The 25,498-nt window shown below is 68.0% G+C and carries 28 protein-coding genes; 17 read left to right on the top strand and 11 right to left on the bottom strand.

The features are described from left to right. Window positions 1–16 precede the first annotated feature (16 nt). Window positions 17–577 carry a hypothetical protein gene (locus OD750_RS05875; protein ID WP_263543331.1) on the top strand — a complete coding sequence of 187 codons (561 nt, stop codon included), beginning with the start codon at window positions 17–19 and terminating at the stop codon, window positions 575–577. Window positions 578–586: 9 nt separating this feature from the next. Here the strand turns inward: OD750_RS05875 and OD750_RS05870 are convergent, their stop codons facing one another. Both OD750_RS05870 and OD750_RS05865 read right to left on the bottom strand, forming a co-directional pair. Then, on the bottom strand, window positions 587–2,116 hold the full coding sequence (locus OD750_RS05870) for a cation:proton antiporter (protein ID WP_263543330.1): 1,530 nt from the start codon (window positions 2,114–2,116) through the stop codon (window positions 587–589). A gap of 108 nt (window positions 2,117–2,224) precedes the next feature. Then, window positions 2,225–3,097, bottom strand: coding sequence for an NmrA family NAD(P)-binding protein (locus tag OD750_RS05865; RefSeq protein WP_263543329.1), 873 nt, complete (start codon window positions 3,095–3,097; stop codon window positions 2,225–2,227). Between the two features lie 115 nt (window positions 3,098–3,212). On the opposite strand from OD750_RS05865, the gene OD750_RS05860 reads away from it, so the two are divergent. Then, window positions 3,213–4,118, top strand: coding sequence for a LysR family transcriptional regulator (locus tag OD750_RS05860; RefSeq protein ID WP_263543328.1), 906 nt, complete (start codon window positions 3,213–3,215; stop codon window positions 4,116–4,118). Between the two features lie 59 nt (window positions 4,119–4,177). Here the strand turns inward: OD750_RS05860 and OD750_RS05855 are convergent, their stop codons facing one another. The 3 genes from OD750_RS05855 to OD750_RS05845 form a co-directional block, all read right to left on the bottom strand. Then, complete coding sequence (locus OD750_RS05855; protein WP_263543327.1) at window positions 4,178–4,387, bottom strand: SymE family type I addiction module toxin; 210 nt, start codon at window positions 4,385–4,387, stop codon at window positions 4,178–4,180. 821 nt (window positions 4,388–5,208) lie between these two features. Then, window positions 5,209–5,760 carry a phosphatase PAP2 family protein gene (locus OD750_RS05850; protein ID WP_272841814.1) on the bottom strand — a complete coding sequence of 184 codons (552 nt, stop codon included), beginning with the start codon at window positions 5,758–5,760 and terminating at the stop codon, window positions 5,209–5,211. A 133-nt stretch (window positions 5,761–5,893) separates the two neighbouring features. Then, the gene (locus OD750_RS05845; RefSeq protein WP_263543326.1) at window positions 5,894–7,372 is read right to left on the bottom strand and encodes a M20 family metallopeptidase; all 1,479 of its coding nucleotides are present in this window, start codon (window positions 7,370–7,372) and stop codon (window positions 5,894–5,896) included. A 198-nt stretch (window positions 7,373–7,570) separates the two neighbouring features. Here OD750_RS05845 and OD750_RS05840 point away from each other — a divergent pair, with 198 nt between their 5' ends. Together OD750_RS05840 and OD750_RS05835 are read left to right on the top strand one after the other, a co-directional pair. After that, window positions 7,571–7,867 carry a ComEA family DNA-binding protein gene (locus OD750_RS05840; protein WP_263543325.1) on the top strand — a complete coding sequence of 99 codons (297 nt, stop codon included), beginning with the start codon at window positions 7,571–7,573 and terminating at the stop codon, window positions 7,865–7,867. A gap of 74 nt (window positions 7,868–7,941) precedes the next feature. Beyond that, entirely contained in the window at window positions 7,942–8,331 is a 390-nt protein-coding gene (locus OD750_RS05835; protein ID WP_263543324.1) for a YbaN family protein, read from the top strand. A gap of 1 nt (window position 8,332) precedes the next feature. Here OD750_RS05835 and hda read toward each other — a convergent pair whose 3' ends face one another. From hda to OD750_RS05815, 4 genes are read right to left on the bottom strand one after another with little or no spacing between them, the layout of a single operon-like run. Next, window positions 8,333–9,061 (bottom strand): DnaA regulatory inactivator Hda, encoded by a 729-nt coding sequence (gene hda, locus OD750_RS05830; RefSeq protein WP_263543323.1) that lies wholly within the window; start codon window positions 9,059–9,061, stop codon window positions 8,333–8,335. Then, on the bottom strand, window positions 9,024–10,211 hold the full coding sequence (locus OD750_RS05825) for an AI-2E family transporter (protein WP_263543322.1): 1,188 nt from the start codon (window positions 10,209–10,211) through the stop codon (window positions 9,024–9,026). Before OD750_RS05825 ends, hda begins: the two co-directional genes overlap by 38 nt. Then, on the bottom strand, window positions 10,208–10,774 hold the full coding sequence (locus tag OD750_RS05820) for a CDP-alcohol phosphatidyltransferase family protein (RefSeq protein WP_263543321.1): 567 nt from the start codon (window positions 10,772–10,774) through the stop codon (window positions 10,208–10,210). The genes OD750_RS05825 and OD750_RS05820 overlap by 4 nt, the downstream gene beginning before the upstream one ends. A gap of 2 nt (window positions 10,775–10,776) precedes the next feature. Then, entirely contained in the window at window positions 10,777–11,847 is a 1,071-nt protein-coding gene (locus tag OD750_RS05815; protein ID WP_263543320.1) for a DUF2066 domain-containing protein, read from the bottom strand. A gap of 119 nt (window positions 11,848–11,966) precedes the next feature. Here OD750_RS05815 and purM point away from each other — a divergent pair, with 119 nt between their 5' ends. From purM to OD750_RS05800, 3 genes are all read left to right on the top strand, one after another. Continuing rightward, window positions 11,967–13,004, top strand: a complete 1,038-nt coding sequence (gene purM, locus OD750_RS05810; protein ID WP_263543319.1) for a phosphoribosylformylglycinamidine cyclo-ligase — start codon at window positions 11,967–11,969, stop codon at window positions 13,002–13,004. 2 nt (window positions 13,005–13,006) lie between these two features. Further along, on the top strand, window positions 13,007–13,642 hold the full coding sequence (gene purN / locus OD750_RS05805; RefSeq protein WP_263543318.1) for a phosphoribosylglycinamide formyltransferase: 636 nt from the start codon (window positions 13,007–13,009) through the stop codon (window positions 13,640–13,642). A gap of 67 nt (window positions 13,643–13,709) precedes the next feature. Further along, complete coding sequence (locus OD750_RS05800; protein ID WP_263543317.1) at window positions 13,710–14,399, top strand: DUF3108 domain-containing protein; 690 nt, start codon at window positions 13,710–13,712, stop codon at window positions 14,397–14,399. A 939-nt stretch (window positions 14,400–15,338) separates the two neighbouring features. On the opposite strand, the gene murA is transcribed toward OD750_RS05800, so the two are convergent. Together murA and OD750_RS05790 are read right to left on the bottom strand one after the other, a co-directional pair. After that, a complete protein-coding gene (murA, locus tag OD750_RS05795) occupies window positions 15,339–16,598 on the bottom strand; it encodes a UDP-N-acetylglucosamine 1-carboxyvinyltransferase (protein WP_263543316.1) in 1,260 nt (419 codons plus the stop codon). A 62-nt stretch (window positions 16,599–16,660) separates the two neighbouring features. After that, the gene (locus OD750_RS05790; protein ID WP_263543315.1) at window positions 16,661–16,900 is read right to left on the bottom strand and encodes a BolA family protein; all 240 of its coding nucleotides are present in this window, start codon (window positions 16,898–16,900) and stop codon (window positions 16,661–16,663) included. 205 nt (window positions 16,901–17,105) lie between these two features. Here OD750_RS05790 and OD750_RS05785 point away from each other — a divergent pair, with 205 nt between their 5' ends. The 10 genes from OD750_RS05785 to rapZ all read left to right on the top strand — a co-directional run bounded on the left by OD750_RS05785 (window position 17,106) and on the right by rapZ (window position 25,465). After that, window positions 17,106–18,131, top strand: coding sequence for a KpsF/GutQ family sugar-phosphate isomerase (locus tag OD750_RS05785; protein ID WP_263543314.1), 1,026 nt, complete (start codon window positions 17,106–17,108; stop codon window positions 18,129–18,131). An 82-nt stretch (window positions 18,132–18,213) separates the two neighbouring features. Further along, window positions 18,214–18,762: a KdsC family phosphatase gene (locus tag OD750_RS05780; protein WP_263543313.1), complete on the top strand. Its 549-nt coding sequence runs from the start codon at window positions 18,214–18,216 to the stop codon at window positions 18,760–18,762. Next, window positions 18,753–19,334 (top strand): LPS export ABC transporter periplasmic protein LptC, encoded by a 582-nt coding sequence (gene lptC, locus OD750_RS05775; RefSeq protein WP_263543312.1) that lies wholly within the window; start codon window positions 18,753–18,755, stop codon window positions 19,332–19,334. The genes OD750_RS05780 and lptC overlap by 10 nt, the downstream gene beginning before the upstream one ends. Then, window positions 19,297–19,869 carry a lipopolysaccharide transport periplasmic protein LptA gene (gene lptA, locus OD750_RS05770; RefSeq protein ID WP_263543311.1) on the top strand — a complete coding sequence of 191 codons (573 nt, stop codon included), beginning with the start codon at window positions 19,297–19,299 and terminating at the stop codon, window positions 19,867–19,869. Before lptC ends, lptA begins: the two co-directional genes overlap by 38 nt. Then, window positions 19,869–20,588, top strand: coding sequence for an LPS export ABC transporter ATP-binding protein (lptB, locus tag OD750_RS05765; protein WP_263543310.1), 720 nt, complete (start codon window positions 19,869–19,871; stop codon window positions 20,586–20,588). The genes lptA and lptB overlap by 1 nt, the downstream gene beginning before the upstream one ends. A 198-nt stretch (window positions 20,589–20,786) precedes the next feature. Next, window positions 20,787–22,256 carry an RNA polymerase factor sigma-54 gene (locus OD750_RS05760; protein WP_263543309.1) on the top strand — a complete coding sequence of 490 codons (1,470 nt, stop codon included), beginning with the start codon at window positions 20,787–20,789 and terminating at the stop codon, window positions 22,254–22,256. Between the two features lie 219 nt (window positions 22,257–22,475). After that, window positions 22,476–22,808: a ribosome hibernation-promoting factor, HPF/YfiA family gene (gene hpf / locus OD750_RS05755; RefSeq protein ID WP_263543308.1), complete on the top strand. Its 333-nt coding sequence runs from the start codon at window positions 22,476–22,478 to the stop codon at window positions 22,806–22,808. 219 nt (window positions 22,809–23,027) lie between these two features. After that, window positions 23,028–23,477: a PTS sugar transporter subunit IIA gene (locus tag OD750_RS05750; RefSeq protein ID WP_263543307.1), complete on the top strand. Its 450-nt coding sequence runs from the start codon at window positions 23,028–23,030 to the stop codon at window positions 23,475–23,477. A gap of 147 nt (window positions 23,478–23,624) precedes the next feature. Continuing rightward, the gene (hprK, locus tag OD750_RS05745) at window positions 23,625–24,575 is read left to right on the top strand and encodes an HPr(Ser) kinase/phosphatase (protein WP_263543306.1); all 951 of its coding nucleotides are present in this window, start codon (window positions 23,625–23,627) and stop codon (window positions 24,573–24,575) included. After that, a complete protein-coding gene (gene rapZ / locus OD750_RS05740) occupies window positions 24,569–25,465 on the top strand; it encodes an RNase adapter RapZ (RefSeq protein ID WP_263543305.1) in 897 nt (298 codons plus the stop codon). The genes hprK and rapZ overlap by 7 nt, the downstream gene beginning before the upstream one ends. Window positions 25,466–25,498 lie beyond the last annotated feature (33 nt).

Genomic DNA, 25,498 nt, shown 5'->3' with positions numbered 1-25,498 from the left:
GCGGGTCGAAACGCAGATGACGGACCAGAACACCGGGACGATGCACTACGTCGACCGGCTCGGCCTGCGCTACGGCGGCGCCGAACTCGTGCTGACGTCGAACGCGGCCGAAGGCGTGCTGCGGCCGGTGCCGGGGCCGCAGCATCCGGTCGGCGAGCACGACGTCGTGCTGCTCGGCTGGTCGTCGTGGGGCGGCGGCATGATGGCGGTGCACGCGATGCTGATCCATGCCGACGGCGACAGCATCGCGCTGACGGGCGAACTGACGTTTACCGGCGACCGGCACAACACGTCGTTCATCGTGCGCCGCGACGGCGAGCAACGCGTGCTGCTCGGCATTCCGCAGCCGCCCGAGGCGGTGCACGAACCCGACGACTGGGCGTTGAACCTCGGCGCCGACCGCGCGGAACCGTTGAAAATCGATGCGATCCGGCAACTGCCGTTCGTCGATGCCGAACGACGCCCGACCGACACCGTCTATACGGCGAACCTCGCGCCGCGCGGCGAGCCGCCGGCGCGCGTCGCGTGGATCGCGGCAACCGCGAACGGGTTCTCGATCGTCGACGCGCCGCGCTGAGCGGCGCGATCAGCCGTTCGCGAGATCGAACGCCTTGCGCCGCAGCGCGGCGATCTCGCTCAGATCGAGTTCCTGCTGCAGTTCGATGTACACGTCGTCGTCGACGTCGCCGTCGCGCCGCAGCGTTTCGAGCGCTTCGCGTCGCGCGCGGATCGTCGCGAGGCGCAGCTTGTCGATGTCGGCGAGCCTCGCCGGATCGGCATGCGCTTCGCGGCGCTCGGCGTCGAGTTCGTCGCGTACCGTCCGCGCCGCGCGGTCGTCGCGATCGGCGAGCACCGCGCACGCGACGTCGGCGAGCCGTTCGCGCGTGCGCATCAGCGCCTCGCCGTGCGAATCGTCCGGCGGAAAGCGCAGCAGCCGGATCAGCGGTTCGAGCGTCGCCCCCTGGATCACGAGCGTGCCGAGCACGACCGCGAGCGCGGCGAGCACGACGAGGTCGCGCTGCGGAAACGACGCCGGCAGCGCGAGCGCGACGCCGAGCGTCACCATGCCGCGCATGCCGCACCACGATGCGACGATGCCCTGCTTGAGCGTCGGTGCGTCGCCGCGTCCGAGCCGCCGGTACACCGGCTGCACGAGGCGGTTGTAGATCAGCGTCCACACGATGCGCACCCCGATGACGGTCGCGAGCACGAGCCCCGCGAAAGCCGCCGCATGGCGCAGCTGCGGACCGTCGAGCGCGAGCACGATCGTGCGCGCCTCGAGGCCGATGAACAGGAACGCGAGCACGTTCAGCACGAACACGACGAAATCCCACGCGACGAACGCGTGCACGCGGTCGCGCGCCGACTGGCGGTCGTAGTGCGCGACCGTCATCGCGGCGGCGACGATCGCGAGAATCGCCGACAGCCCGAGGCGTTCGGCGAATATCCAGGTCGCGAAAGTCCACACGAACTGCAGCGCGATGCCGCCGAGCGTGCCGGCGAGCAGCGGCTGCACCACGGCGGCGATGCGCCCCATCGCGATGCCGAAGACGAGGCCGCCGGGAATGGCGAGCGCGATCTGCGGCACGACGGCGAGCACCTCGTCGCCGGCCTCGACGAAGCGCAGCGCAGCGCTGAACACGAGCAGTGCGACGGCATCGTTGAGAAGACTTTCGCCCTTGAGCACGGTCGCGGTCGTTCGCGGCATGCCGTCGCGGTCGAGCATCGCCGCGGCGGCGGCCGCATCGGGCGGCGCAACGATCGCACCGAGCGCGACGGCCGCGGCGAGCGGCAGTCCGGCGAACGCGACGCCGACCCAGGCGACCGCCGCCGTCGTCAGCAGCACCGCGACGACCGCGAGCGCGACGAGCGGCAGCCAGTGCCGGCGCAGCGTGCGCGGCGGAAAATCGAACGCGGCGTTGAGGATCGCCGGCGCGATGAAGAGGGCCATCACGAGATGCGGATCGAGTGCGATATGCGGCGCCCCCGGCAGCATCGCGACGCCGATGCCGGCGACCGCGAGCATCGCCGGATACGGAACGCGCAGGCGGCGCGACAGCTGCAGCGAGACGATCGCGAGCAGCAGCAGAAGCAGGAGGCTTTCGAACAGGGCCATGCGGTTTCCTTCGATGCGGTTCGTGCGGAGCGAACGCGGGCGGCGGGTCGCGGGAGCATTGTGCACGAGGTCCATGAATCGGCTCCTGCATCGGCCGATGCGCTCGCTTCACGTGGCGCGCGCGACGAGATCGCGCAGCACCGATTCGAGGCCGGTCGAGCCTTTGCGCACCGTCGACGCATCGCCCTCGAACGCGATCCAGCCTTCGTTGAAGCCGTCGAGCATGCGCAGGCGCGGCTGCGGATGGCGCATGCCCTGCGCGACGAACAGCGCCTCCCACGACGTGCGCGGCACCGCGCGCACGTCGACCGCATGGCCGAGCACGCGCGCGAACGCCGCGGCGGCATCGCGCGGCGCGACGCGTTGCGGGCCTTCGAGTTCGACGACGCGCACGCTGGTCCACGTCTGTTGCAGGAGTTCCGCGGCGACGCGACCGACGTCGACGGTCGCGACCATCGGAATCTGCCGGTCGAGCGGCTGCAGAAAGCTGTCGATGACGCCGCCGCGCGCCGACGCGACGTCCCACGCATAGTTCTCGAGGAACCACGCCGGACGCAGGAACGCGACCGGCAGATCGAGTGCGGACAGCGCGCGTTCGAGCAGCGTGCGCTGGGTCAGGAGGTTCGTCTCGCCCGCCTGCGCGCCGATCGTCGAGAGGCAGACCACCTTCGGCGGCCGTGCGCGCTCGATCGCTGCGACGAGCGCGTCGATCGTCGCGCGCGCTTCGGGAAAGCCCGGCGCCGGATCGAATTCCGGCGGCGGCAGCACGAATACGCCGGCCGTGCCGTCGAACGCGGCCGCCAGCGCGGCGGCGTCGGTCATGTCGGCGACCGCGACGTCGCAGCCGCGCGCGGCCCAGTCGTGCGCTTTCGCGGCGTCGCGCACGACTGCGCGTACACGAAGTCCTGTGTCGAGCAGCGTGCGCGCAACAGCACCGCCAACCTTGCCGGTGATGCCGGTAATCGCAAAAGGACGATTCATCGCAAATCTCCGAAGGTGCCGCCGGGCGGCGGCGTGGCGGCATCTTCGGCGCGACGCATTCGTGCTTCAACAGCGCTTCTGTGCTTACAATCATGACAAATCGGCAGGAATCGCGATGACCTTCGACAGCAGGCTGCTTTCCGGCGTTTCGGTGTTCTTCGCGGTCGTCGAAGCCGGCACGATCGCGCGGGCGGCCGAAGCGCTCGGCGTGTCGCCGTCGGGCGTGAGCCGCGCGCTCGCGCGTCTCGAAGCGCGCGTCGGCGCAAGACTGCTCGCGCGCACGACGCGTTCGCTGTCGCTGACCGACGAAGGGCGGCGCTTCTACGAACAGGTCGGTCCGCATCTGGCCGGCATCGAGGAAGCGACGATCGACGTCGCCGGGTCGACGAGCAAGGTGCGCGGGCGGCTGCGCGTCAATCTCGACGCGCACTTCTCGCGCGCGGTGCTCGCACCGCATCTGGGCACGTTTCTCGCGCGGCATCCGGAACTGTCGCTCGAACTCATCATGCGCGCGTCGGTCGGCGACCTCGTGGCCGACGGCTTCGATCTCGCGGTGCGCTTCGACGAGCCGCCGGTCGGTTCGCTCGTCGCGCGCAAGCTCAGCGAGACGCGCGTGATCACGGTCGCGTCGCCGGGCTTCGTCAAGAAACACGGCCGGCCGAAAAACCCGAAGGACATCGAGCGATTCGACTGCATCGACTTCTACGACGCGGCCCACGGACAGCCGTACGCGTGGGAGATGCGGCGCGGCAAACACGTAGTGCCGCTGCGCGTACGCGGGCGATTGATGACGGCCGATTCGGCGACGCTCATCGCCGCGTGCGAAGCGGGTGCCGGCATCGCGCAGATCCTGGAGATCGGCTGCAAGCACTTGTTGCGCAGCGGTCGGCTGATCGAGCTGTTGCCGGAGTGGTCGGACGAGCGGTTTCCGCTGTACGCGGTGACGCCGTCGCGGCTGCATCGCGCGGCGAAGGTGCGGGCGTTCGTGGAGTTCGTCGAAGAAATATTGAAGGGGGTGTAGCGGTGTCGATTCGGGTGGCCGGCGGAAGCCTCGAAGCCGAGGCTTCCGCTGGAAATGCGTCAGGCGGGAGTGATGACGAGGCGGCCGCGCGTGATGCGGATGACGACGTCTTCATTCGGTTCGAAGCCGGCGTTCGACAACCAGTCGCCACGCAATCGGATGTAGGGGACGAGACGTTCGGTGAAGCCGCCGTTGGTGGAATAGAGTGACGTACCGATGCGGATGCGCTTTGTGGAAGATGCGGATGATTTATGCTGGCGCTTGACCATGATCCACCTGTAGAGAAGTGGGTTGTGGTTAGCGAACGGCGTGGTGAGACACGCCGTTCGCGCTTTGCCTTTGAGCAATTGGTCGCTGCGGGCGACTTTCAGAGAGCACCGCGCGGAAGGCCGTCAAGGATTCGGTCTTATCGAACTTGCGCAGTCCTTGACGGCCTGAGCACGGTGCCAGGCTGAGACGACCGCAGCGAGCTTTGTATTGAGCTCAACGTCGCGAGCTTCGGCTTCTCGCCGGACGAAACGACAACGAAGACCGACGCGTCGCCCCCTCACCCAACCCTCTCCCCCAAAAGCTTTTGGGGGAGAGGGCTATGCACGGCGCAGCTTGTCGTCCACGTGTTTACTTTGCACAAAAAGCTGGATACCGGCCTTCGCCGGTATGACGGCTTTGTAGAAATGCCGCGCTTCGGCCGTTGCCGTCGCTTCTGGAGTAGAAATGCCACGCTTCGGCCGTTGCCGTCGCTTCTGGCGGCAGGAAGCCGCCCGCTTCACCGGGGCCCCGTCGGCCGCGGCGAGATTGCGGAGGATCAGCCCGCGTAGCGGGTGCGCGCAGGGATGCGCGCAGTTCGTTGACGGGCCATGGATGGCCCATCAACGAACCCCGGAGCAAGCTCGCGGAGTCGGAGGGCAGGATGCCCTTAAGACCGCGGCCGTCGGGGTGCCCTTGGAGGGTGCAGGGAGGGGTTGGGCAAGCAACCTCTCCTTGCCCGCTCGCGGCAGCGAGCGGAACGCTTTGTTCAACACGATGCGTTAGCTACAAAGCGACAAAGAAAAAGCTGGACCCCAGCTTGCGCTGGGGTGACGAGCAACAACTACGCGCGAGCGTGCGCAAACGTCCCCCGCAACCGCGGCACCCAGGAGCGGAGCGCAATCATCCACAAAGCGCCGACAGCCCACCCCGCCAAAACATCGCTGGGCCAATGCACGCCAAGATAAATACGGCTCGCGCCAACCGCCAAGGCGACCACCCAAGCGACAACGAGCAGATAATCGCGAACGCGACGATCGGAAAAATCCGCAGCGATCAACATCGCGAACGTGACATAAGCCACCGTCGCCATCAGCGTATGCCCGCTCGGAAAACTCGCGCTGTAGATCTCCGCCTCGTGCGATACGAGATCGGGCCGCGGCCGCGAGATCAGAAACTTCGCGATCGCGCTGATCGCCTGCGCGCCGGCGAGACTCGCCGCGAGTATCGCGACGTCGGCGAGTCGCCGCCGCAACGCGAGATAGCCCGCGAACACCAGCCCCGCGCCGACGACCACCGCGATGCCGCCGAGCGCCGTCATGTCGCGCATCACGTCTTCGAACCAGTTCGGCCCGATCGGATCGTCGATCGCGCCCGGCGTGCGCAGCGCGAGCATGATCGCGCGGTCGAACGCATGGCCGCCGCCCTCGGCGAGCAGCGACGAGACGGCGAGCCCCAGCAGCGCGAGCGCCGCGACACCGACAACGAGGCGGCGCGACCAGTTGTCGGTGACGACGGCGCGATTCATCTCAACAGCAGCCGTGATCGCCGTGCTGCGTATGCGCCGCGCTCGCCGCGACGCCGGTCGTCAGTCCCTGACCGCTCGCCACATAGTGATCGGCGATGACCTTCGCCACGCACTGCGTCACGCGCTTGCCGGTCGGAATGTGCAGGAACTCGTTCGGGCCGTGCGCGTTCGAGTGCGGGCCGAGCACGCCGGTGATGAGGAACTGCGCGCCCGGGAACTTCTCGCCGAGCATGCCCATGAACGGAATCGTGCCGCCTTCGCCCATGTACGCCGGCGCCGGACCGAAGAACGCCTTCGACGCGCCGTCGACCGACGCCTCGAGCCACGGCGACAGCTGCGGCGCGTTCCAGCCGGTCGATGCTTTTTCCAGATCGAACGTCACCTTGCAGCCGTACGGCGGATCGCGTTCGAGCAGCGCCTTCAATGCCTCGCCGGCCGCATGACCTTCGAGCGTCGGCGGAATGCGCAACGACAGCTTCACCGCGGTGAACGGGCGCAGCACGTTGCCGGCCGAGTCGAGCGCCGGCATGCCGCCGATGCCGGTGACCGACAGCGCCGGCCGCCACGTGCGATTGAGCACGAGTTCGGCAAGATCGTCGTTCATCGGATGCATGCCGTCCACGAACGGAAATTTGGAATACACCGCATCGCCGAGCACGCCGGCCGAGGCCTTCGCCTGTTCCACGCGCTGCGCGGGAATGTCGACGTAGAAATCGTCGACGCGGATCTTGCCGCTGGTTTCGTCTTCCAGGCGCGTGAGCAGCTTGCGCAACACGCGGAAGCTCGAGGCGACGACGCCGGACGCGTCGCCCGAATGCACGCCCTCGGTCAGCACCTGCACCGTGAGGTTGCCGCCGGTGAGGCCGCGCAGGCTCGTGGTGAGCCACAACTGGTCGTAGTTGCCGCAGCCCGAGTCGAGGCACACGACGAGCGACGGCTTGCCGATGCGGTCGGCCAGATGGTCGACGTAGTACGGCAGGTCGTAGCTGCCCGATTCTTCGCACGCCTCGATCATGACGACGCAGCGCGCGTGCGGGATGCCCTGCGCCTGCAGCGCGAGGATCGCCGCGAGCGAGCCGAAGATCGCGTAGCCGTCGTCGGCGCCGCCGCGGCCGTACAGCTTGTCGCCCTTGATCACCGGCTTCCACGGGCCGAGGTCGTCGGCCCAGCCGGTCATTTCCGGCTGCTTGTCGAGGTGGCCGTACAGCACGACGCAGTCGTCGCCCTGCCCCGGCACGTCGATGAAGATCAGCGGCGTGCGGCCTTCCAGGCGCACGACGTCGACGGTCATGCCCGGCACGCTCTGCGCCTTCGCCCAGCCGGCGAGCAGTTCCACCGCCTGGTCCATGTAGCCGTGCTTTTGCCAGTCGGCGTCGAACATCGGCGACTTGTTCGGGATGCGGATGTAGTCGACGAGACGCGGAACGATGTCGTCGTCCCACTTGGCCGAAACGAAGGCGGCGAGCTGTTCGTGGTTCATGCGGTTTCCATCCGTACCGAAGCAAAGGCCGCGATTGTAGTCCCGGCGCGGCTTTCGGAGAAATCCGAGGCGACGTCGCGGCGGTTTCGCAGGCAACGAAGCGGCATTCGCCCGACGCGCGAAGGAGCTGCGAAAACTAACCTGTTCACGTCGGCACCGAACCCGGTGCGACACCAACCCAACCCAAGGAGAAACGTCATGTTCAAGCTGATCTCGTCGCTCGCCCTCGCCCTCGCCGCCGCGTTCCCGGCCTTCGCCGCGCAGCCGGTCAACATCAACACGGCCGACGCGCCGACGCTCGCCACCGCGCTGCGCGGCGTCGGCGAATCGAAGGCCGAGGCGATCGTCGCGTACCGCGAAGCGAACGGCGCGTTCAAGTCCGCCGACGACCTGGTCAACGTCAAGGGCATCGGCGAAAAGACGGTCGAACTCAACCGCGAGTTCATCCTCGTCGAAGGCGCGCCGAAGCCGGCGGCGAAGGACAAGGCGGGCTGATCGTCGAGCGAGGCCCGGGCTCGCCCGCCGCAAGGCGGGTGGAGCCCGGCGGCCGTTCGTATACACTGCCGCGCATGTCTTATTCGGCCCGCGCGGTGCGCATCGGCTATCTCGTACTCGGCTGCGTCCTGCTCGCGCTCGGCGTGATCGGTCTCGTACTGCCGCTGATGCCGACCACGATTTTTCTGATCCTCGCGGCCGCGTGTTTCGGCCGCAGCTCGCCGCGCCTCGAAGCGAAGATGCTCGCGCATCCGCACTTCGGTCCCACGATACGGCAATGGCGCGAACAAGGCGCGATCAGTGCGCGCGGCAAGACGCTCGCGTGCGCCGGCATGGCACTGGGCGTCGCCTCGTTCTGGTTCTTCGCACGGCCGGGCCTGTGGCTCGGCATCGGCGGCACCGCGGTGTTCGTGCTGTGCGCGGCGTACGTGCTGAGCCGTCCCGCGCCGCGCGCGGAAGCCTGAACTACGACCTGAGCAGCTGCCGCAGAAACGGCACGGTCACGCGCCGCTGCGCCGCGAGCGATTCGCGGTCGACGCGGTCGAGCAGCGCGCCAAGGCTGCCGAGGTCGCGCGCGTAGCGCGTGAACAGGAAATCGAGCACCGCCTCGTCGAGCGCAATGCCGCGCGCTTCGGCGCGCGCGCGCAGCACGTCGCGGCGCTCGGCGTCGTCGAGCGTCTTCAATGGCAATTGGGTACAACTGGACAGCCGCGAAACGAGATCGGGCAGCGTGATGCCGATCTGCGCCGGCGGCGCGGTCGCGGCGAACACGAGCGTCGAGCGTTCGGCGCGGCAGCGGTTGTACAGATCGAACAGCGCGTGCTCGGCCTCGCGTTCGCCGGCGATCGCGTCGACGTCGTCGAGCACGAGCAGGTCGCTGCCGCCGAAGCCGCGGATCGCGTCGGCGCGCGGCGCGGGCAGCGCCGCGAGCGGCAGGTATTGCGCGCTCGATCCGGCCTCGCTCGCGGCCTGGCACGCGGCGATCAACAGATGCGTGCGACCGCTGCCTTCCGGGCCGTGCAGGAACAGCCACGGTGCGTCGGGTTCGGTCGCCGCGCGCGTCATCGCCGCGACGGCGATGCCGTTCGCGCCGACATGAAACGTCTCGAATCGCTGTTGCGCCGGCCAGCGCCAGCCTAACGGTAACTGCTGCACGTCAATCGACCGGCCTGGTTTCCGCGGGCGGCGGCGCATCGGCAGTGATCAGCGCGATGTCGGCCGGCGCGGGCGCCGCGTCGGCTTCGTGGCCGGCGACGATCACGGTCGGCACGAGTTCGCCCGGCGGCGCGGCGCCCGCGTTGTACAGGTGGCTCGCGGTGTAGCGTTCGTGCAGGTAGCGCAGCACGACCATGACGACCGCCGCGACCGGCAGCGCGAGCAGCACGCCGAGGAAGCCGAACAGTTCGCCGCCGGCGAGGATCGCGAAGATCACGGCGACCGGATGCAGGCCGATCTTGTCGCCGACGAGCTTGGGCACGAGGACGTAGCCTTCGATCGTCTGGCCGACGCCGAACACGGCGAGCACCATCACGACGTGCTGCCAGTCGCCGAACTGCACGAGCGCGGCGATGAGGGCCATCGCCACGCCGACGATCGCGCCCAGGTACGGCACGAAGCTGATGAGACCCGCGATCATGCCGATCAGCGGACCAACATCGAGGCCTACGAGCCACAGCCCGACGCCGTACAGCACGCCGAGCGCGACCATCACGCTCAGCTGCCCGCGCAGGAACGCGCCGAGCACTTCGTCCGATTCGCGCGCGAGCTTCGCGATGGTCGGTTCGACCTTGCGCGGCAAGAGTTCGTGCACGCGCGAGACGAGCACGTCCCAGTCGCGCAGCAGGTAGAACGTCACGACGGGAATCAGCACGAGCTGCGCGACCCAGCCGATCACCGTGAAGCCCGACTTCGACACCTTCGCGAGCACGGTCGCGGCGAGACCGCCGGCTTCGCGCCAATGGCCGCTCAGCATGTCGATGAGCTTCTGCGGATCGGCGAAATCGAGCGTCACGCCGAACCGCTGCTCGACCCACGGCGCGGCCTCGGCCTGCACCCACGCGAGCCAACGCGGCAGCTGTTCGATCAGCTTGGCGACCTGCCGCTCGAGGTACGGAATCAGCAGCAGCACGATCAGCACGACGAGCACGATGATCAGAAGAAACACGAGCGTCACCGCGAAGTCGCGCGATACGCGCAGGCGCTCCAGGCGATCGACGACAGGGTCCCACAGGTAGGCGAACAATGCGGCGATCGCGAACGGCGTGAGCGCCGGCGCGAGCAGGTAGACGAGCCCGCCGAGCACGAGAACGAGGAAGATCCATTGCCAGCGTTCGGTAGCGTTCATCGCTTGTCTCCGGAAGACGCGCGGCCTTCGCGCCACGCCTTGGTGCCCCAGTGCACGACATAGTCGAGGCCGCTGACGACGGTCGCCGCGGCGACCGTCCAGAACATCGCCGTGTTGACCCACGCCGGCCAGTCGCCGAAACGCGACAGGTGCAGGAGGCACGCGAGCACGAGCGCGATCTGCAGGCAGGTGGTGAGCTTGGAGAGCGAACTCGGCTGCGCGGTGAGCGGGCCGATCAGATTGTGATACGCAACGGCGCCCGCGACGATGACGACATCGCGGCCGACGACGAGCCACGCGAGCCACACGGGCAGCGCGCCGACGTGCGCCAGGCCGATGAAGCAGACGAACAGCAGGAGCTTGTCGGCGATCGGATCGAGCACGCCGCCGAGCCAGCTCTGCCAGCCGAAGCGCTTGGCGAGAAACCCGTCGAGGGCGTCGGTCAGGCCCGCCACGAGCGCGACGGCGAGCGCCGCGTCGTAACGCCCGTCGCGCAACAGCCACGCGAGCGGCACCGTCAGCAGTATGCGCAGGAACGTCAGAATGTTGGGCAGGTGACGCATGCCTACGGATTCAGCGCCAGGGTGGCCTCCACGCCATCGACCGGCGGCTGCGCGCTGACGAGGCGCAGCGCGCCGTCGGGCGGCAGATATGAAATCCAGCGGTCGAGCGAGAGGTTCAGCGTCATCTTGACGAGCAGGCCGTCGCCGCGCGCCTGCTCGGGCACGAATTCGCGCACGAGGTCGTTGCGGCCGAGCGCCTCGTACATGCGCGCGTAGTCCTGGGCCGAATGCAGGCCGCTGATCCACACGCGCGCCGACGTGATGCGGCGTTCTTCCGGCACCGCGGCGCTGCGGCCGCCGACGCGGTCGGCCGCGCCGTCGGCGCCGACGGCGAGCGCGGTCGCAAGATCGGCGTCGCGCGACTCCCACGAGGGCTGCGCCACGCCGCCGATCGCGAGCGTCCAGCGTGCGACCCAGGTGTCGCCGACGCGGCGCAACTGGCCGATCAGGATGCTGTCGGTCTGATAGCGCGACGCGCTGGCGGAAAGTCCGGCGACGTCGCCGTCCCAGACCGACTGCGTCGCGAGCGCGTTCTGCGCGTCGTCGGCGAGCGCGGGCCACGCGAGCGCTACGCCGCGGCGTTCGCCGGCCTGCGCCATCGCGCGGGCGCCGGCGTCGTTCGCGTCGGCGACGAGACGCGGACCGTTGCCGTCGTCGAGCGCGATCCAGGTGAGTATCGGCGCGCGCGCGGCCGTGGCCCACACTTTCAGGCCGCGTTCGCGCACGAGACGGTCGACCGCGCCGCGATCGAACTGCGCGATGAGGGAGAGGCGGATCGCCGGCGCACCGTTCTCGGTGACCACTTCCTGGCGATACTGGTACTGCTGCACGTAGCGTTCGGCCTCGCCGACGGCCTTCGCGACGGCCTCGTTCGCGAGCACGCCCTTGTCGCCGGTGAGCTTCACGACGACCTGCGCCAGCGCGTTCTTGAGCGCCTCGACGCGCTGCCCGTCGGACTGGTCCGTCACCGGCACCTCGCCGGCGTAGAGGCTCGTCGCGCCTTGCGCGAACACGAGTCCCTGGCCGAGCGCGAGCAGGACGAAGGCGAAAACGAGCGGTCGAAAATAACGCACGGACAGTCCCTGGTCGGCGGGCGGGCGGGCCAAGTCTGCCGAAACCGCCGGGCGGCGTCCAACCCGAGGCCGTCGCGGCTGCTATCATTGCGCCCCTTTTGTGCGACCTTCCCTACGCAATGACCGCCGACAAGCAAGCCCTGACCTACCGCGACGCGGGCGTCGACATCGACGCCGGCAACGAAGTCGTCGAGCGCATCAAACCCCTGGTCGCGCGCACGTTCCGCAAGGAAGTGATGGCCGGCCTCGGCGGTTTCGGCGCGCTGTTCGAGCTGGCGGGGCGCTACAAGGAGCCCGTGCTCGTCTCCGGCACCGACGGCGTCGGCACGAAGCTCAAGCTCGCGCAGACGCTCGACCGCCACGACACGATCGGCATCGACCTCGTCGGCATGTGCGTCAACGACGTGCTGGTGCAGGGCGCCGAGCCGCTGTTCTTCCTCGATTATTTCGCCACCGGCAAGCTCCACGTCGACACCACGGTCGCGGTCGTCGGCGGCATCGCCAAGGGCTGCGAACTCGCCGGCTGCGCGCTGATCGGCGGCGAAACGGCGGAAATGCCCGACATGTATCCGCCCGGCGAATACGATCTGGCCGGCTTCACGGTCGGCGCGGTCGAAAAATCCAGGCTCGTCAGCGGCGATTCGCTCGTGGCCGGCGACGCGATCATCGGCATCGACTCGTCGGGCGCGCATTCGAACGGCTATTCGCTGATCCGCCGCATCGTGGCGCGCGCCGGCAACCCGTTCGATCTCGACGTCGGCGGCGTGAAACTGGCCGACGCGCTGCTCGCGCCGACGACGATCTACGTCAAACCCATTCTCGAACTGCTCGCGGCGCACCCGATCAAGGGCATGGCGCACATCACCGGCGGCGGCCTGAAGGAAAACATCATCCGCGTGGTGCCCGAGGCGCTCGGCATCGCGCTCGACGCCAAGAGCTGGACGCTGCCGCCGCTGTTCGACTGGCTCATGCGCGAAGGCGCGGTGCCGCAGGACGAAATGTGGCGCACGTTCAACTGCGGCATCGGCTATACGGTGATCGTCGCGCGCGACGACGCCGAGTCGACGATCGCCGCGCTCGCGGCGCTGGGCCTTGCGTCGCGCCAGATCGGCGAAATCGTCGCGGCGAGCGGCGACGAGCGCGTGTCGATCGCTTGACCATGCTGCGCGTCGCGGTGCTCGTATCGGGCCGCGGCTCGAACCTGCAGGCGCTGATCGACGCGGTCGCGGCGAAGGAACTGGCCGTCGACATCGTCGTCGTCGGCAGCAACAAGGTCGCGGCCGAAGGACTGCGCCGCGCCGAAGCGGCCGGCATCGCGACATTCGCGCTCGATCCGGCGGGCTACGCCGATCGCGCGGGCTACGATCGCGAATTCTTCGAACGATTGGGCGAGTACGCGCCGGATCTCGTGGTGCTCGCCGGCTTCATGCGCGTGATCGATCCGGCCGCGCTGGCGCCGTGGATCGGCCGCGTCATCAATATCCACCCTTCCCTTTTGCCGAAATATGCCGGCTTGAAGACGCATGCGCGCGCACTCGCGGCCGGCGACGCGCGGCACGGCGCGAGCGTGCACTACGTCACCGCCGAACTCGACGGCGGTCCGGTGATCGCGCAGGTCGACCTCGCGATCGAACCCGGCGACACGCCCGACTCGCTCGCGACGCGGCTGCTGCCGCTGGAGCATCGGCTGCTGCGGCAGTGCGTCGCGTGGATCGCGGACGGCAAGGTCGCGCTCGCGGGCGAACGCGTGCACGTCGACGGCGTCGCGCGGGACGTTCCGCCGCTCGTCGTGTAAACCCGCGGGCTCCGGCAAACGTTCAGGCGAGTACGTTCAGACTCGCGCCATTCGTTCGGAGACCCTCATGCGCCTGGATCGATACGCCCTGCTGCTGGCCGCCCTGCTGCCGCTCGCGGCCCATGCCGCGCCGAAACCGTTCGCGGCCACCTACAACGTCATACGCAACGGTAAGCCCGTCGGCGAAACGACGATGACGCTCTCCGATCGCGGCGACGGCACGTGGACGCTGACGAGCCAGACGAAGGGCACGGCCGGCATGGCGCGCATGCTCGGGCTCGACGTGAAGGAGGAGTCGAACTTCCGCTGGAAGGACGGCAAACCCGAAGGCGTCGCATACGACTTCAAGCAGGATGCGACGTTCAAGTCGAAGCAGCGCCACACCGATTTCGACTGGAAGGCCGGCGAAGTGCGCGTCGTCGACAACAAGGAACAGTTCCGCTATCCGATCCGGCCGGGCACGATGGACCGGCACGCCGTCGGCGTCGCGCTGGTGCAGGCGCTCGCGGGCGAGGCGAAGGAAACGACGCTGATCGTCGCGACGAAGGACCACCTGGAAGACCAGCGCTTCACGGTCGCCGCGAACGAGAACGTGAAGGTGCCGGCGGGCAGCTATGCGGCGCGGCGCATCGATCGCGTCGACGTCGCGAACAAGGGGCGTTCGTGGATTTCGGCGGATGTGCCGGCGCCGGTGAAGATCGAGCAGGTGCAGGGGGACGGCGGGACTATCGTGATGGAGTTGGTTTCTATCAGGTAGTCGCTGCGCTCGGGCTCTCGCCGGTGTTCTTCTTTCGTTCCGGTAATTTTGACCTTGTCGTCGCTTTGTAGTTTTCGCCCGGCTTTCGACAAAGCGTTTCGCCCGCCTGCCGGCGGCCGAGTCACTTTCTTCGACTGGCCGAAGAAAGTAACCAAAGAAGGCCACCCCAGCTGCCGCGCCCCTCCGGGCATACTGCCCTGCGGGGACCGCAAGCGCCCGGCGGGGTCCGCCGATGGTCCATCCATGGACCACGACGGACGACGCACATCCCTGTGCGTCCCCTGTCGGGCCTGATCGCCGGGCACTTGCTCGCGGCAGATGGGGCCCCGGGGAAAGCGGGCGGCTTCCTGCCGCCAGAAGCAACGGCAACAGCAAGAAGCGGCGATCCCCACGTTCGTCATCCCAGCGAAAGCTGGGATCCAGCCTTTGCTGTTGTTCTTGACGCCCCAAAAGCTGGATTCCAGCTTGCGCTGGAATGACGAGCTCAGGAATCGCCGAGCATCGGCCGTTGCTTCTGGCGGCAGGAAGCCGCCCGCTTCACCCGGGGCCCCGTCGGTCGCGGCGAGATCGCGGAGGAAAAGCCCGCGCAGCGGGTGCGCACAGGATGTGCGCAGTTCGTTGACGGGCCATGGATGGCCCATCAACGAACCCCGGAGCGATCTCGCGGAGTTTGCGGGCACGGATGCCCGCAAACCGCGGCCGTCGGGGTGCCCTTGGAGGGTGCAGGGAGGGGTTGGGCAAGCAACCTCTCCCTGCCCGCTCGCGGCAGCGAGCGGAACGCTTTGTTCAACGCGAGGCGATCACAAAGAAAACAGGACGGCCGCCGGCAGGCGGGCGGAACGCTTTGTCCAAAGCCAGGCAAAAACTACAAAGCGACAGTCACAAGCTGGACCCCAGCGTCCGCTGAGGCGACAGCAGAAGAAAAAACCCAGCGCAGCGTTACGAGGGCAACCGCCGAATCTTAGCCCCGAGCGTCCCGAGCTTTTCCTCGATGCACTCGTAGCCTCGGTCTATATGGTAGACGCGGTCCACCGTCGTATCGCCGTCGGCCACGAGCCCGGCGAGCACGAGGCACGCCGATGCGCGCAGGTCGGTCGCCATCAGCGGCGCACCGGTCATCTTGTTGACGCCCTTGATGATCGCCGTATTGCCTTCGAGCCGGATGTCCGCGCCGAGCCGCTGCAGTTCGTGCGCGTGCATGAAGCGGTTTTCGAACACCGTCTCGGTGATGATGCCGACACCCTCGGCCACGCAGTTGAGCGCGGTGAACTGCGCCTGCATGTCGGTCGGGAACGCCGGGTACGGCGCCGTCGTGATGTTCACCGCGCGCGGTCGGTTGCCGCGCATGTCGAGTTCGATCCAGTCGTCGCCCGTGTTGATGTGCGCGCCGGCATCCTCGAGCTTCGCCAGCACCGCGTCGAGCGTCTTGGGCCGCGCCTTCTTCGCCAGCACGCGCCCGCCGGTGATCGCGCCGGCCACGAGGAACGTGCCGGTTTCGATGCGGTCCGGCAGCACTTCGTAGTCGGTGCCGTGCAGGCGCTCGACGCCTTCGATCGTGATCGTCGCCGTGCCGGCGCCTTCGACCTTCGCGCCCATCGCATTCAGGCAGTTGGCGAGGTCGACGACCTCGGGCTCCTGCGCCGCGTTCTCGATGACCGTGGTGCCCGAGGCGAGCGCCGCGGCCATCATGATGTTTTCGGTGCCGGTGACGGTGACGATGTCCATGTTGATCCGCGCGCCCTTGAGCCGCTTGGCGCGCGCGCGGATGTAGCCGTTTTCGACCGTGACGTCGGCGCCGAGCGCCTGCAGGCCCTTGATGTGCAGGTCGACCGGGCGCGAACCGATCGCGCAGCCGCCCGGCAGCGACACGTTCGCCTCGCCGTAGCGCGCCACGAGCGGGCCGAGCACGAGGATCGACGCGCGCATCGTCTTGACGAGGTCGTACGGCGCCGACAGGTTGTTCGTCGAGCGCGGGTCGACGTGGATCTTCATGCGCTCGTCGAGCACGAGCTGCACGCCCATCTGGCCGAGCAGCTCCATCGTGGTCGTCACGTCGTGCAGGTGCGGCACGTTGCTGATGCTGACCGGCTCGTCGGCGAGCAGCGTCGCGGCGAGGATCGGCAGCACCGCGTTCTTGGCGCCGGAAATCCAGACGTCGCCGTTCAGGGCGTCGCCGCCGGAAATTACGATCTTGGCCATCTTTTCTTGTGTCCCGTCAGGGTTCCGCGCAGTTCGGGTTCGCGAAACGGAAAATCAACCGCTCAGCCCGCCTTGGCGGCTTCGCCCGGCGTCAGGGTCTTGAGCGCCAGCGCGTGGATCGCGCCGCCCATGAGATCGCCCAGCGTCGCATAGACCATGCGATGGCGCGCGAGCGGCAGCTTGCCGGCGAAATCGGCGGCGACGACGACCGCGTCGAAATGCACGCCGTCGGCGCCGTTGACCTCGGCGCGAGCGCCCGGCAGGCCTTGTTCGATCAGATTCTTGATGGTCTGGCTATCCATAGGGGGCGGGAACCATGGCGGTTTGAGGGCAGTCGCGATCCGGATCGGGGCGCGGGCGCGACGATCGCCGGGTTTCGCCCGTCCAGAGCGGACTGGAAGGCATAACCGGCTACAATAGGGGTCGCGCATGGTACCGAAAATCCGCTGGCGCCAAAACGTGCCGGACGACGACCGTCCGGTTTCCCTGCTCCACCCCGCCCTGCTCATGAACGCCCAAATCCTGCCCTTGACCAGCTCCGCGATCAGTCATCCCCTGCTCGATACTGCCGCGCTCGTCGCGAGCGCCCTGCAGGTCGTCGATACCGAGGCCCGCGCGATCGAACTGCTCAAATCGCGCATCGACGACAATTTTCTGCGCGCCTGCCAGCTGATGTTCGAATGTCCCGGCCGCGTGGTCGTGTCGGGCATGGGCAAGTCGGGCCACATCGGCCGCAAGATCGCCGCGACCCTGGCCTCGACCGGCACGCCGGCGTTCTTCGTGCACCCGGGCGAAGCCAGCCACGGCGATCTCGGCATGATCACGCAGAAGGACGTCGTGATCGCGCTGTCCAATTCCGGCGAAACCGACGAGCTTCTGATGATCCTGCCGGTCATCCGGCGCCAGGGCATCCCGCTCATCGCCATGAGCGGCAACGATTCGTCGTCGCTCGCGCGCCTCGCCGACGTGCACCTCGACGTCAGCGTGCCGGCCGAAGCGTGCCCGCTGGGCCTTGCGCCCACCGCCTCGACGACCGCCGCGCTCGTCATGGGCGACGCGCTCGCCATCGCGCTGCTCGAAGCGCGCGGCTTCACCGCCGAAGACTTCGCCCGCTCGCATCCGGCCGGCAGCCTCGGCCGCCGCCTGCTGCTGCACATCAGCGACGTGATGCACACCGGCGACAAGATTCCGAAGGTCGGCATCGGCGCGAGCCTGTCCGAGGCGCTCGTGGAAATGACGCGCAAGGGCCTGGGCATGACCGCCGTGGTCGACGCCGACGACCGTCTGCTCGGCGTGTTCACCGACGGCGACTTGCGCCGTGCGCTCGACGACCACGAGGTCGACCTGCGCGCCGCGAAGCTCGGCGATCTCATGACGACGCGCGCCAAGACGATCCAGCCCGACAAGCTCGCGATCGAGGCGGCCCGGCTGATGGAAGACTTCAAGATCCACGCGCTGCTCGTCGTCGACGCTTCCGGCGCGCTCGTCGGCGCGCTGAACATTCACGACCTGCTGCGCGCCCGGGTCGTCTGACCGATCGCGCCGCCTCACGGGCGGCGCCGTTCACCCAATCGCCGTTACACTGGCGCGTCCTTCGCCGCGTCCCGACCGCGCCATGCCCTATTCGCCACTGAACGATCTGCCGCAAGACATCCGCGAACGCGCCGCGCGCGTGAAGCTCGCCGTGTTCGACGTCGACGGCGTGCTGACCGACGGCACGCTGCTGTACGCCGAGGACCAGCGGCAGATCAAGGCGTTCCACGTGCACGACGGCTTCGGCCTGAAGCGCCTGCTCGAGAACGGCGTGGAGGTAGCGATCATCACCGCGCGCATGAGCCATCTCGTCACCGAGCGCATGGCCGAGCTCGGCGTCGCGCATGTATACCAGGGTCAAAAAGACAAACTGGCGTGTTTGCGGCAATTGTGCGAAGCGCTGGGACTCGCGCTCGACGCCGTCAGCTACACCGGCGACGACCTGCCCGACCTGCGCGCGATGCGCCACGTCGGCCTGTCGATCGCGGTCGCCGACGCGCATCCGTGGGTGCGCGAGCATGCGCACTGGCGCACCCGCCGCGACGGCGGCCATGGCGCCGTGCGCGAGGTCTGCGACCTCGTGATCGCCGCGCAAGGCAAGGCGGAGGCCGAGCTCGCGCAATGGCTTTGACGGAACGTCCGGTCCTTCTCGTCGCGCTGCTCGCGCTCGGTGCGATCGCGACGCAGGCGCTCGTCTGGCTCGTGCGTCCGACGCCCGAGCCGCCGGCGTTCGTCGGTCCGCCGCGCTCGAACTACTCGCTCGCCGATTTCACGTTGAACAGTCTCGACGACCAGGGCCGCCTGTCGTTCACGATCGTCGCGCCCGCGCTCGCGCGCCGCAACGACGACGGCTCGCTGTGGGTCGACGCGCCGAACTTCACGATCACGAGCAACGACGGCAGCGAGAACTGGAAAGGCGTTTCCGATTCCGCCTGGGTGACCAAGGACGGCACGAAGATGCTGCTCGCGGGCAAGGTGCAGATGCACCGCGACACCGAAGATCCCAAGCGCCAGGCGCAGGTCGACACGCACGACGTCACCGCCTGGCCGAAACAGAACAAGCTCGAAACCCAAGCGCCTGCCACGATCACGCAGCCGGGCTCTATACTGCGCGGCACCGGCATGAAGGCCGATCTCAACACGCACCAACTGGAGCTGCTCGCCGATGTCCACGCCACGTTCGCGCCCAAGCGCAAGCCTTAGTCTGATCCTGGCTGCCGCGCTGGCCGCGCCAGCCGCGCACGCGCTGAAAACCGACCGCGACCAGCCGCTCAACGTCTCGTCGAACACGTTCCAGACCGACCAGACCAAGCACGTCACGGTGCTCACCGGCGCGGTCAAGCTCGACCAGGGCTCGATCAAGGGCGAGGCCGACAAGGGCACGGTGCACCAGAACGAGAACAACGAAATCACCCGCGTCGTGCTCGACGGCAAGCCGGCGAAGCTCGACCAGAAGCTCGATGGCGACGGCGGCATGATGCGCTCGTCGGCCGCGACCATCGACTACAACAACGGCACGAGCACGGCGATCCTCACCGGCAACGCGGTCGTCATCCAGGAAGGCCGCGGCACGTTCCGCGCCGAGCGGATCGTCTACAACACCGAATCGGGCGAGATCACCGGCGGCGTCGAAGGCGGCGGCCGCGTGACGATGCAGGCGCTGCCGCAGCCGAAGAAGCCGGCGGCCGACAAGCCCGCCGCCGACAAGCCCGCCGCGGCGCCCGACAAGAAACCCTGATGCTGTCCGCCACCGGCCTCAAGAAGCGCTACAAGCAGCGCGAAGTCGTGCGCGACTTCAGCTGCAAGGTCGAACAGGGCGAAGTGGTCGGCCTGCTCGGTCCGAACGGCGCCGGCAAGACGACCTGCTTCTACATGATCGTCGGCCTCGTCGCGGCCGACGCCGGCGCGATCCGCATCGACGAAACCGACATCACCGGCCTGCCGATGCACGCGCGCGCGCGCCTGGGCGTCGGCTACCTGCCGCAGGAGGCGTCGGTGTTCCGCCGCCTGACCGTCGCCGACAACATCCTGGCGATCCTCGAACTGCGCGCGGCGCTGACGCCGCGGCAGCGCGAGGCCGAACTCGAAAAGCTGCTCGACGAACTGCAGATTTCGCACATCGCGGGCCAGCGCGGCCAGAGCCTGTCGGGCGGCGAGCGCCGCCGTGTCGAAATCGCGCGCGCGCTCGCGGCCGAGCCGCGCTTCATGCTGCTCGACGAGCCGTTCGCCGGCGTCGATCCGATCTCGGTCGGCGAAATCCAGCGCATCGTCCGGCATCTGAAGGAACGCAAGATCGGCGTGCTGATCACCGATCACAACGTGCGCGAAACGCTCGGCATCTGCGACCGCGCGTATATCTTGAGCGAAGGCGGCGTTCTTGCCAAAGGCGCGCCGGCCACGGTGCTGGCGAATGAAAAAGTTCGCGAAGTATACCTCGGCAAGGAATTTCGCATGTAGCGCGGCACCGCGCGAACGTTCGTTTGAGCCCCAGGACGCCCGGCCGATGCCGGGCGTCGTGCGTTATGCGACGCGTTGCGCAACACGCGGTTCGGTCGCCCGGTTCCCGCGCGGCGATTTCCGCATTAGGATGGGGGCGTGAGTCGGGTGTGAATGCCTACGGGGGCGGGTTCACACGCGCTCAGACTTGGGAAGAACATGAAGCCTGCGTTAAACCTTCGTCTGAATCAGCAGCTCGCGCTGACGCCGCAATTGCAACAGGCGATTCGCCTGTTGCAGCTGTCCAGCGTCGAGCTGGAAATGGAATTGCGCGAAGCGCTCGAATCCAACCCGCTGTTGGAGCTGCCGGATGAGCAGCAGGAATCCGCCCCGAACGGCGACGCGCCGGCAAACGGCAGCGCCGACGGCAACGGCAGTACCGAATACGAGCCGCCGCGCGCGACCGGCGAATCCGAAGCCCCGACGACCGAGGCGCCCGATCGCGACCGCGAGGAAGATCGCTACGAGGCGCTCGACGGCTCGTTCGACAGCATGCCGCGCGGCCCGGCTTCGGACGACGATTTCGAACCGCAGGAGCCCGAACGCCAGGATCTGCGCGATCACCTGCTGTGGCAGCTGAACCTGACCCCGATGTCGGCGCGCGACGGCGCGATCGCGGTCGCGCTGATCGAGGCGATCGACGACGACGGCTACTTCCACGAACCGGTCGAGGCGATCCAGCAGGGCCTGGCCATGCTGTACGCGGTCGAGGCCGACGAAATCGAGGCGGTGCGCCATCGCATCCAGCGGTTCGATCCGATCGGCGTCGCCAGCCGCAACCTGCGCGAATGCCTGCTCGTGCAGCTCGACGCGTTCGAGCCCGACGTCGACTGCCTCGCGATCGCCCGCGCGATCGTCGCCGACCACCTGGAAAGCCTCGCCAAGAACGACCGCGCCAAGCTCGCGCGGGCGGTCAAGGCGTCGCCGGAGCAGATCGACACCGCGGTGCAACTGATCCGCGCGCTCGACCCGAAACCGGGCGCCAGCGTGTCGAGCGCCGCGCCCGAGTACGTCGCGCCCGACGCGTACGCGTTCCGCTCGCAGGGCCGCTGGCAGGTCAGCCTCGCGCCCGGCTGCCAGCCGCACCTGGCGATCAACCGGCACTACGAATCGCTGATCGCGCGCGCGCAGCGCGACGACGCGTCGTACCTGCGCGGGCAGCTGCAGGAGGCCCGCTGGCTGATCAAGAGCCTGAAGACGCGCGCGGAGACGATCCTCAAGGTGGCCCAGGCGATCGTGCAGGCGCAGAGCGCGTTCCTCGACTACGGCCCCGAAGCGATGCGCCCGCTGGTGCTCAAGGACGTGGCCGAGGAGATCGGCATGCACGAATCGACGGTTTCGCGCGTCACCACGCGCAAGTTCCTGTACACGCCGCGCGGCACGTTCGAGTTCAAGCACTTCTTCTCGAGCGGCGTCTCGACGGTCGACGGCGGCAGCGCGTCGGCGACGGCGATCCAGGCCATGATCAAGAAGCTGATCGAGGGCGAGCCGTCGCACAAGCCGCTGTCCGACCAGGTGCTCGCCGAGGAGCTCAATCGCCGCGGCATCAACGTGGCGCGCCGTACGGTCGCGAAGTACCGCGAGGCGATGAACATCGCCGCGTCGAACGAGCGTTGTCGCATCAGTTGAGGTCTTGCATCCGGCCGGGGAACCCTCACGATCAGACCATGTCCATGCCTTCACCATCGAATTTCGCGCCGCCTCCCCACGGCGAGCGCGGCCGCCGCGTCGGCGACGCGGCGGTGCGGTCCAGGGAGGGAACGCGGTAGCGCAGCATCCCTGCGCGATTCTCGAGCCCGCGGCAGGAGCCGCAGGCTTGACGGTCCGGCAACAACGAGGAGAAGCACCATGCAGATCAACGTCAGCGGGCTCAAGGTCGACGTCACCCCGGCACTCAGGAGCTATGTTGAAAGCAAGTTCGAACGCATCCTGCGCCACTTCGACCATCTTCACGGCGTGAGCGTCACGCTCAGCGTCGAGAAGCTGACGCACAAGGCCGATGCCAACCTGCACGCCGCCGCGGGCAAGGTAATCCATGCCGAGGCGATCGCCGAGGACATGTATGCCGCGATCGACGCGCTCGCCGACAAGCTCGACGGCCAGATCCGCAAGCACAAGGAAAAGCTGACCGACCACCACAAGAGCGACGCCGTCCTCCAGGCCGCGCGCATGGCGGGCTGATCGCCGGCAGTCCAAGTCCCTTCGAGATTCAGGCACCCCGGCGAACGATCCGCTCCCGGACCTTCGCCGGGGTGTTGCAAAACCCGCACCGATCGCGCGCCGCGGCACCGCAAAGCGCCCCTGGACCTTGGTCGGGTGTTGCAAAGCAACATTTAGTCGCCCCGCTCCACTTTCCCCGCTGTAGAATCGCCGCCTTTCGGCTACCCGATACCCGGCGGCATGCGTTTTACCGACCTCCTGCGCCCGGACAGCATCGTCGCGGACCTGCGCGTCACGTCGCGTCATGCGCTGCTCGAAGCACTGGCGCGCCTCGTGGCGCCGGCCGGCGCCGATCTCGCCGTGCTCGAAGCGCTGACCGAACGCGAGTCGCTCGGCTCCACCGCGCTCGGCAACGGCATCGCACTGCCGCACGGCCGCTGCGCGGAGCTGGCCGAACCCGCCGGCGCGTTCGTGCGACTTGCCCGGCCGATTCCGTTCGGCGACGGCGGCCCGCCCGTCGATCTCGTCGCCGCGATCGTCACGCCGACGCATTTCACCGCCGCGCACCTGTCGCTGCTGGCCGACATCGCCACGCGCGCGTCCGACGCCGCGAGCGTCGAGCGGCTGCGCCGCGCGCCCGACGCCGCCGCGCTGCGCGCCGAACTCGCCCGCTGGGGGCACGCGAACTGATGAGACTTCGGAACGTCGATGAACGCACGATGACCCTGTCGCGCCCGATAGTGGGTACTATCGCGCTCGCGCCGGCCCGGCACCTGCCGGCCGCGGGACGCGAACGTTCGAACGATTTTGCAGCGAAAGGCCGCCATTAGCCGTCCGATGGACCGACTCACCGCCCGCCAGCTGTACGAAAGCCTGAGCGAACGCATGGCCATGCGCTGGGTCGCCGGCGTGCGCGGCGACGAACGCGCGATCGAGCCCGGCGACAACCACGCGCGGCGCCCGTCGCTGGTCGGCTATCTCAACGTGATCTACCCGAACAAGGTGCAGATCATCGGCACCGAGGAACTGAACTACCTCGACAGCCTCGATTCGCGCCAGCGCTGGGAAACGGTCCAGAAGATCATCAACTACCGCCCGACCGCGCTGATCGTCACGAAAGACCAGCCGATTCCGAGCGACCTGCGCGACGCCGCCAACGAATCCGATACGCCGCTGTGGCACAGCCCCAAGCGCGGCCACGAGATCTTCACCTATCTGCAGTACCACCTCGCGCGGCTGCTGGCGCGCAAGGAAACCCTGCACGGCGTGTTCATGGAGGTGTATTCGATCGGCGTGCTGATCACCGGCGAGTCGGGCTCGGGCAAGAGCGAGCTCGCGCTCGAACTCCTGACGCGCGGTCACCGCCTCGTCGCCGACGACGCGCCGGAATTCACGCAGATCGCACCCGACGTCATCGACGGCCACTGTCCGGAACTGCTGCAGGATCTGCTCGAAGTGCGCGGCCTGGGCGTGCTCAACGTGCGCGAGATGTTCGGCCACACGGCCGTAAAGCCGTCCAAATACCTGCGCCTCGTCGTGCACCTGCGTCCGCTCAACGCCGCTGACGACCTCGACGGCATGAAGCGCCTGACCGGCGACGTCGGCTACCGCGAGATTCTCGACGTGCGCATTCCGCAGATCGCGATACCGGTCGCGCCGGGCCGCAACCTGGCGGTACTTGTGGAAGCCGCGGTGCGCAGCCATATGCTGAAAAGCAAGGGTATCGACCCGGCCCAGACGTTCATGGACCGGCAGGCCCATCAATTGAGACGCACAGCGCCATGGTGATCAAAGTCGGCGACGAAGCGGCCGGCCATCCGGCGCCGGCGCAGACCCGGCTCGTCGTGCTTTCCGGCCTTTCGGGCGCCGGCAAGACGATCGCTTTGCGCACATTGGAAGATTTCGATTTCTACTGCGTCGACAACCTGCCGGCGGCGCTGATGCCGTCGCTGGTCGACGCGGTGAGCCTCGGCGGGCATCGCCGCATCGCGGTCGGCGTCGACGTGCGCAACCGCGCCGAAGACCTGAACCGCCTGCCCGAAGTGCTGGCCGATCTCGCGCGCCTGGGCATCGACTATCAGCTGATTTTTCTCGACACGCGCGACGACGTGCTGGTGAAGCGGTTTTCCGACACGCGCCGGCGCCACCCGCTGTCGGCCGACGGGCTGCCGCTGAACGACGCGATCGCGCTCGAACGCAAGCTGTTGCGCCCGCTCGCGGCGATCGCCGACCGCGTGGTCGATTCGAGCGAGTTGAACGTGCATCAGCTGCGCCGCCTGATCGCGACCGAACTCGGCATGGTCGGCGGCGAGCTGTCGCTGCTGTTCGAATCGTTCGCGTACAAGCGCGGCCTGCCGATCGACGCCGATTTCGTGTTCGACGCGCGCTGCCTGCCGAATCCGCACTGGGACGCGCCGCTGCGGCCGCTGTCGGGCAAGGACGCCGCCGTGCGCGCCTGGCTCGAAGGCAAGCCGGAAGTCGAGCGCTTTCTGGAGCAGTTGAAGGGGTTTCTCGAGGAATGGCTGCCGCGCTTCGAAGCCGACAACCGTTCCTATGTGACGATTTGTATCGGCTGCAGCGGCGGACGACATCGATCCGTATATCTGGCCGAGCGTCTGGCCGAACATTTCCGCAGCACGCGGGAACAGGTACTGACGTTTCACAGAGAGTTAGAATGACGGCACGAAGCCGCGGTTTCCCGGCAGCTTTCT

The sequence above is a fragment of the Tahibacter soli genome, assembly GCF_025717065.2.
GTDB classification, from domain to species: Bacteria; Pseudomonadota; Gammaproteobacteria; order Xanthomonadales; family Rhodanobacteraceae; genus Tahibacter; species Tahibacter soli.
This window is presented reverse-complemented; position numbering and strand designations above follow the sequence as displayed.

Coding starts and splice junctions, on each gene's coding strand:
- lptA (WP_263543311.1), top strand. CDS start 19,297: ATGTCCACGCCACGTTCGCGCCCAAGCGCAAGCCTTAGTCTGATCCTG.
- OD750_RS05760 (WP_263543309.1), top strand. CDS start 20,787: ATGAAGCCTGCGTTAAACCTTCGTCTGAATCAGCAGCTCGCGCTGACG.
- OD750_RS05750 (WP_263543307.1), top strand. CDS start 23,028: ATGCGTTTTACCGACCTCCTGCGCCCGGACAGCATCGTCGCGGACCTG.
- purN (WP_263543318.1), top strand. CDS start 13,007: ATGCTGCGCGTCGCGGTGCTCGTATCGGGCCGCGGCTCGAACCTGCAG.
- OD750_RS05855 (WP_263543327.1), bottom strand. CDS start 4,387: ATGGTCAAGCGCCAGCATAAATCATCCGCATCTTCCACAAAGCGCATC.
- OD750_RS05865 (WP_263543329.1), bottom strand. CDS start 3,097: ATGAATCGTCCTTTTGCGATTACCGGCATCACCGGCAAGGTTGGCGGT.
- OD750_RS05790 (WP_263543315.1), bottom strand. CDS start 16,900: ATGGATAGCCAGACCATCAAGAATCTGATCGAACAAGGCCTGCCGGGC.
- OD750_RS05870 (WP_263543330.1), bottom strand. CDS start 2,116: ATGGCCCTGTTCGAAAGCCTCCTGCTTCTGCTGCTGCTCGCGATCGTC.
- murA (WP_263543316.1), bottom strand. CDS start 16,598: ATGGCCAAGATCGTAATTTCCGGCGGCGACGCCCTGAACGGCGACGTC.
- lptB (WP_263543310.1), top strand. CDS start 19,869: ATGCTGTCCGCCACCGGCCTCAAGAAGCGCTACAAGCAGCGCGAAGTC.
- OD750_RS05875 (WP_263543331.1), top strand. CDS start 17: ATGACGGACCAGAACACCGGGACGATGCACTACGTCGACCGGCTCGGC.
- hprK (WP_263543306.1), top strand. CDS start 23,625: ATGGACCGACTCACCGCCCGCCAGCTGTACGAAAGCCTGAGCGAACGC.
- OD750_RS05785 (WP_263543314.1), top strand. CDS start 17,106: ATGAACGCCCAAATCCTGCCCTTGACCAGCTCCGCGATCAGTCATCCC.
- OD750_RS05820 (WP_263543321.1), bottom strand. CDS start 10,774: ATGCGTCACCTGCCCAACATTCTGACGTTCCTGCGCATACTGCTGACG.
- OD750_RS05840 (WP_263543325.1), top strand. CDS start 7,571: ATGTTCAAGCTGATCTCGTCGCTCGCCCTCGCCCTCGCCGCCGCGTTC.
- OD750_RS05800 (WP_263543317.1), top strand. CDS start 13,710: ATGCGCCTGGATCGATACGCCCTGCTGCTGGCCGCCCTGCTGCCGCTC.
- OD750_RS05850 (WP_272841814.1), bottom strand. CDS start 5,760: ATGCTCGCGCTGCGCACGCCGGGCGCGATCGACGATCCGATCGGGCCG.
- OD750_RS05860 (WP_263543328.1), top strand. CDS start 3,213: ATGACCTTCGACAGCAGGCTGCTTTCCGGCGTTTCGGTGTTCTTCGCG.
- OD750_RS05845 (WP_263543326.1), bottom strand. CDS start 7,372: ATGAACCACGAACAGCTCGCCGCCTTCGTTTCGGCCAAGTGGGACGAC.
- rapZ (WP_263543305.1), top strand. CDS start 24,569: ATGGTGATCAAAGTCGGCGACGAAGCGGCCGGCCATCCGGCGCCGGCG.
- purM (WP_263543319.1), top strand. CDS start 11,967: ATGACCGCCGACAAGCAAGCCCTGACCTACCGCGACGCGGGCGTCGAC.
- OD750_RS05825 (WP_263543322.1), bottom strand. CDS start 10,211: ATGAACGCTACCGAACGCTGGCAATGGATCTTCCTCGTTCTCGTGCTC.
- OD750_RS05835 (WP_263543324.1), top strand. CDS start 7,942: ATGTCTTATTCGGCCCGCGCGGTGCGCATCGGCTATCTCGTACTCGGC.
- hda (WP_263543323.1), bottom strand. CDS start 9,061: ATGCGCCGCCGCCCGCGGAAACCAGGCCGGTCGATTGACGTGCAGCAG.
- hpf (WP_263543308.1), top strand. CDS start 22,476: ATGCAGATCAACGTCAGCGGGCTCAAGGTCGACGTCACCCCGGCACTC.
- lptC (WP_263543312.1), top strand. CDS start 18,753: ATGGCTTTGACGGAACGTCCGGTCCTTCTCGTCGCGCTGCTCGCGCTC.
- OD750_RS05780 (WP_263543313.1), top strand. CDS start 18,214: ATGCCCTATTCGCCACTGAACGATCTGCCGCAAGACATCCGCGAACGC.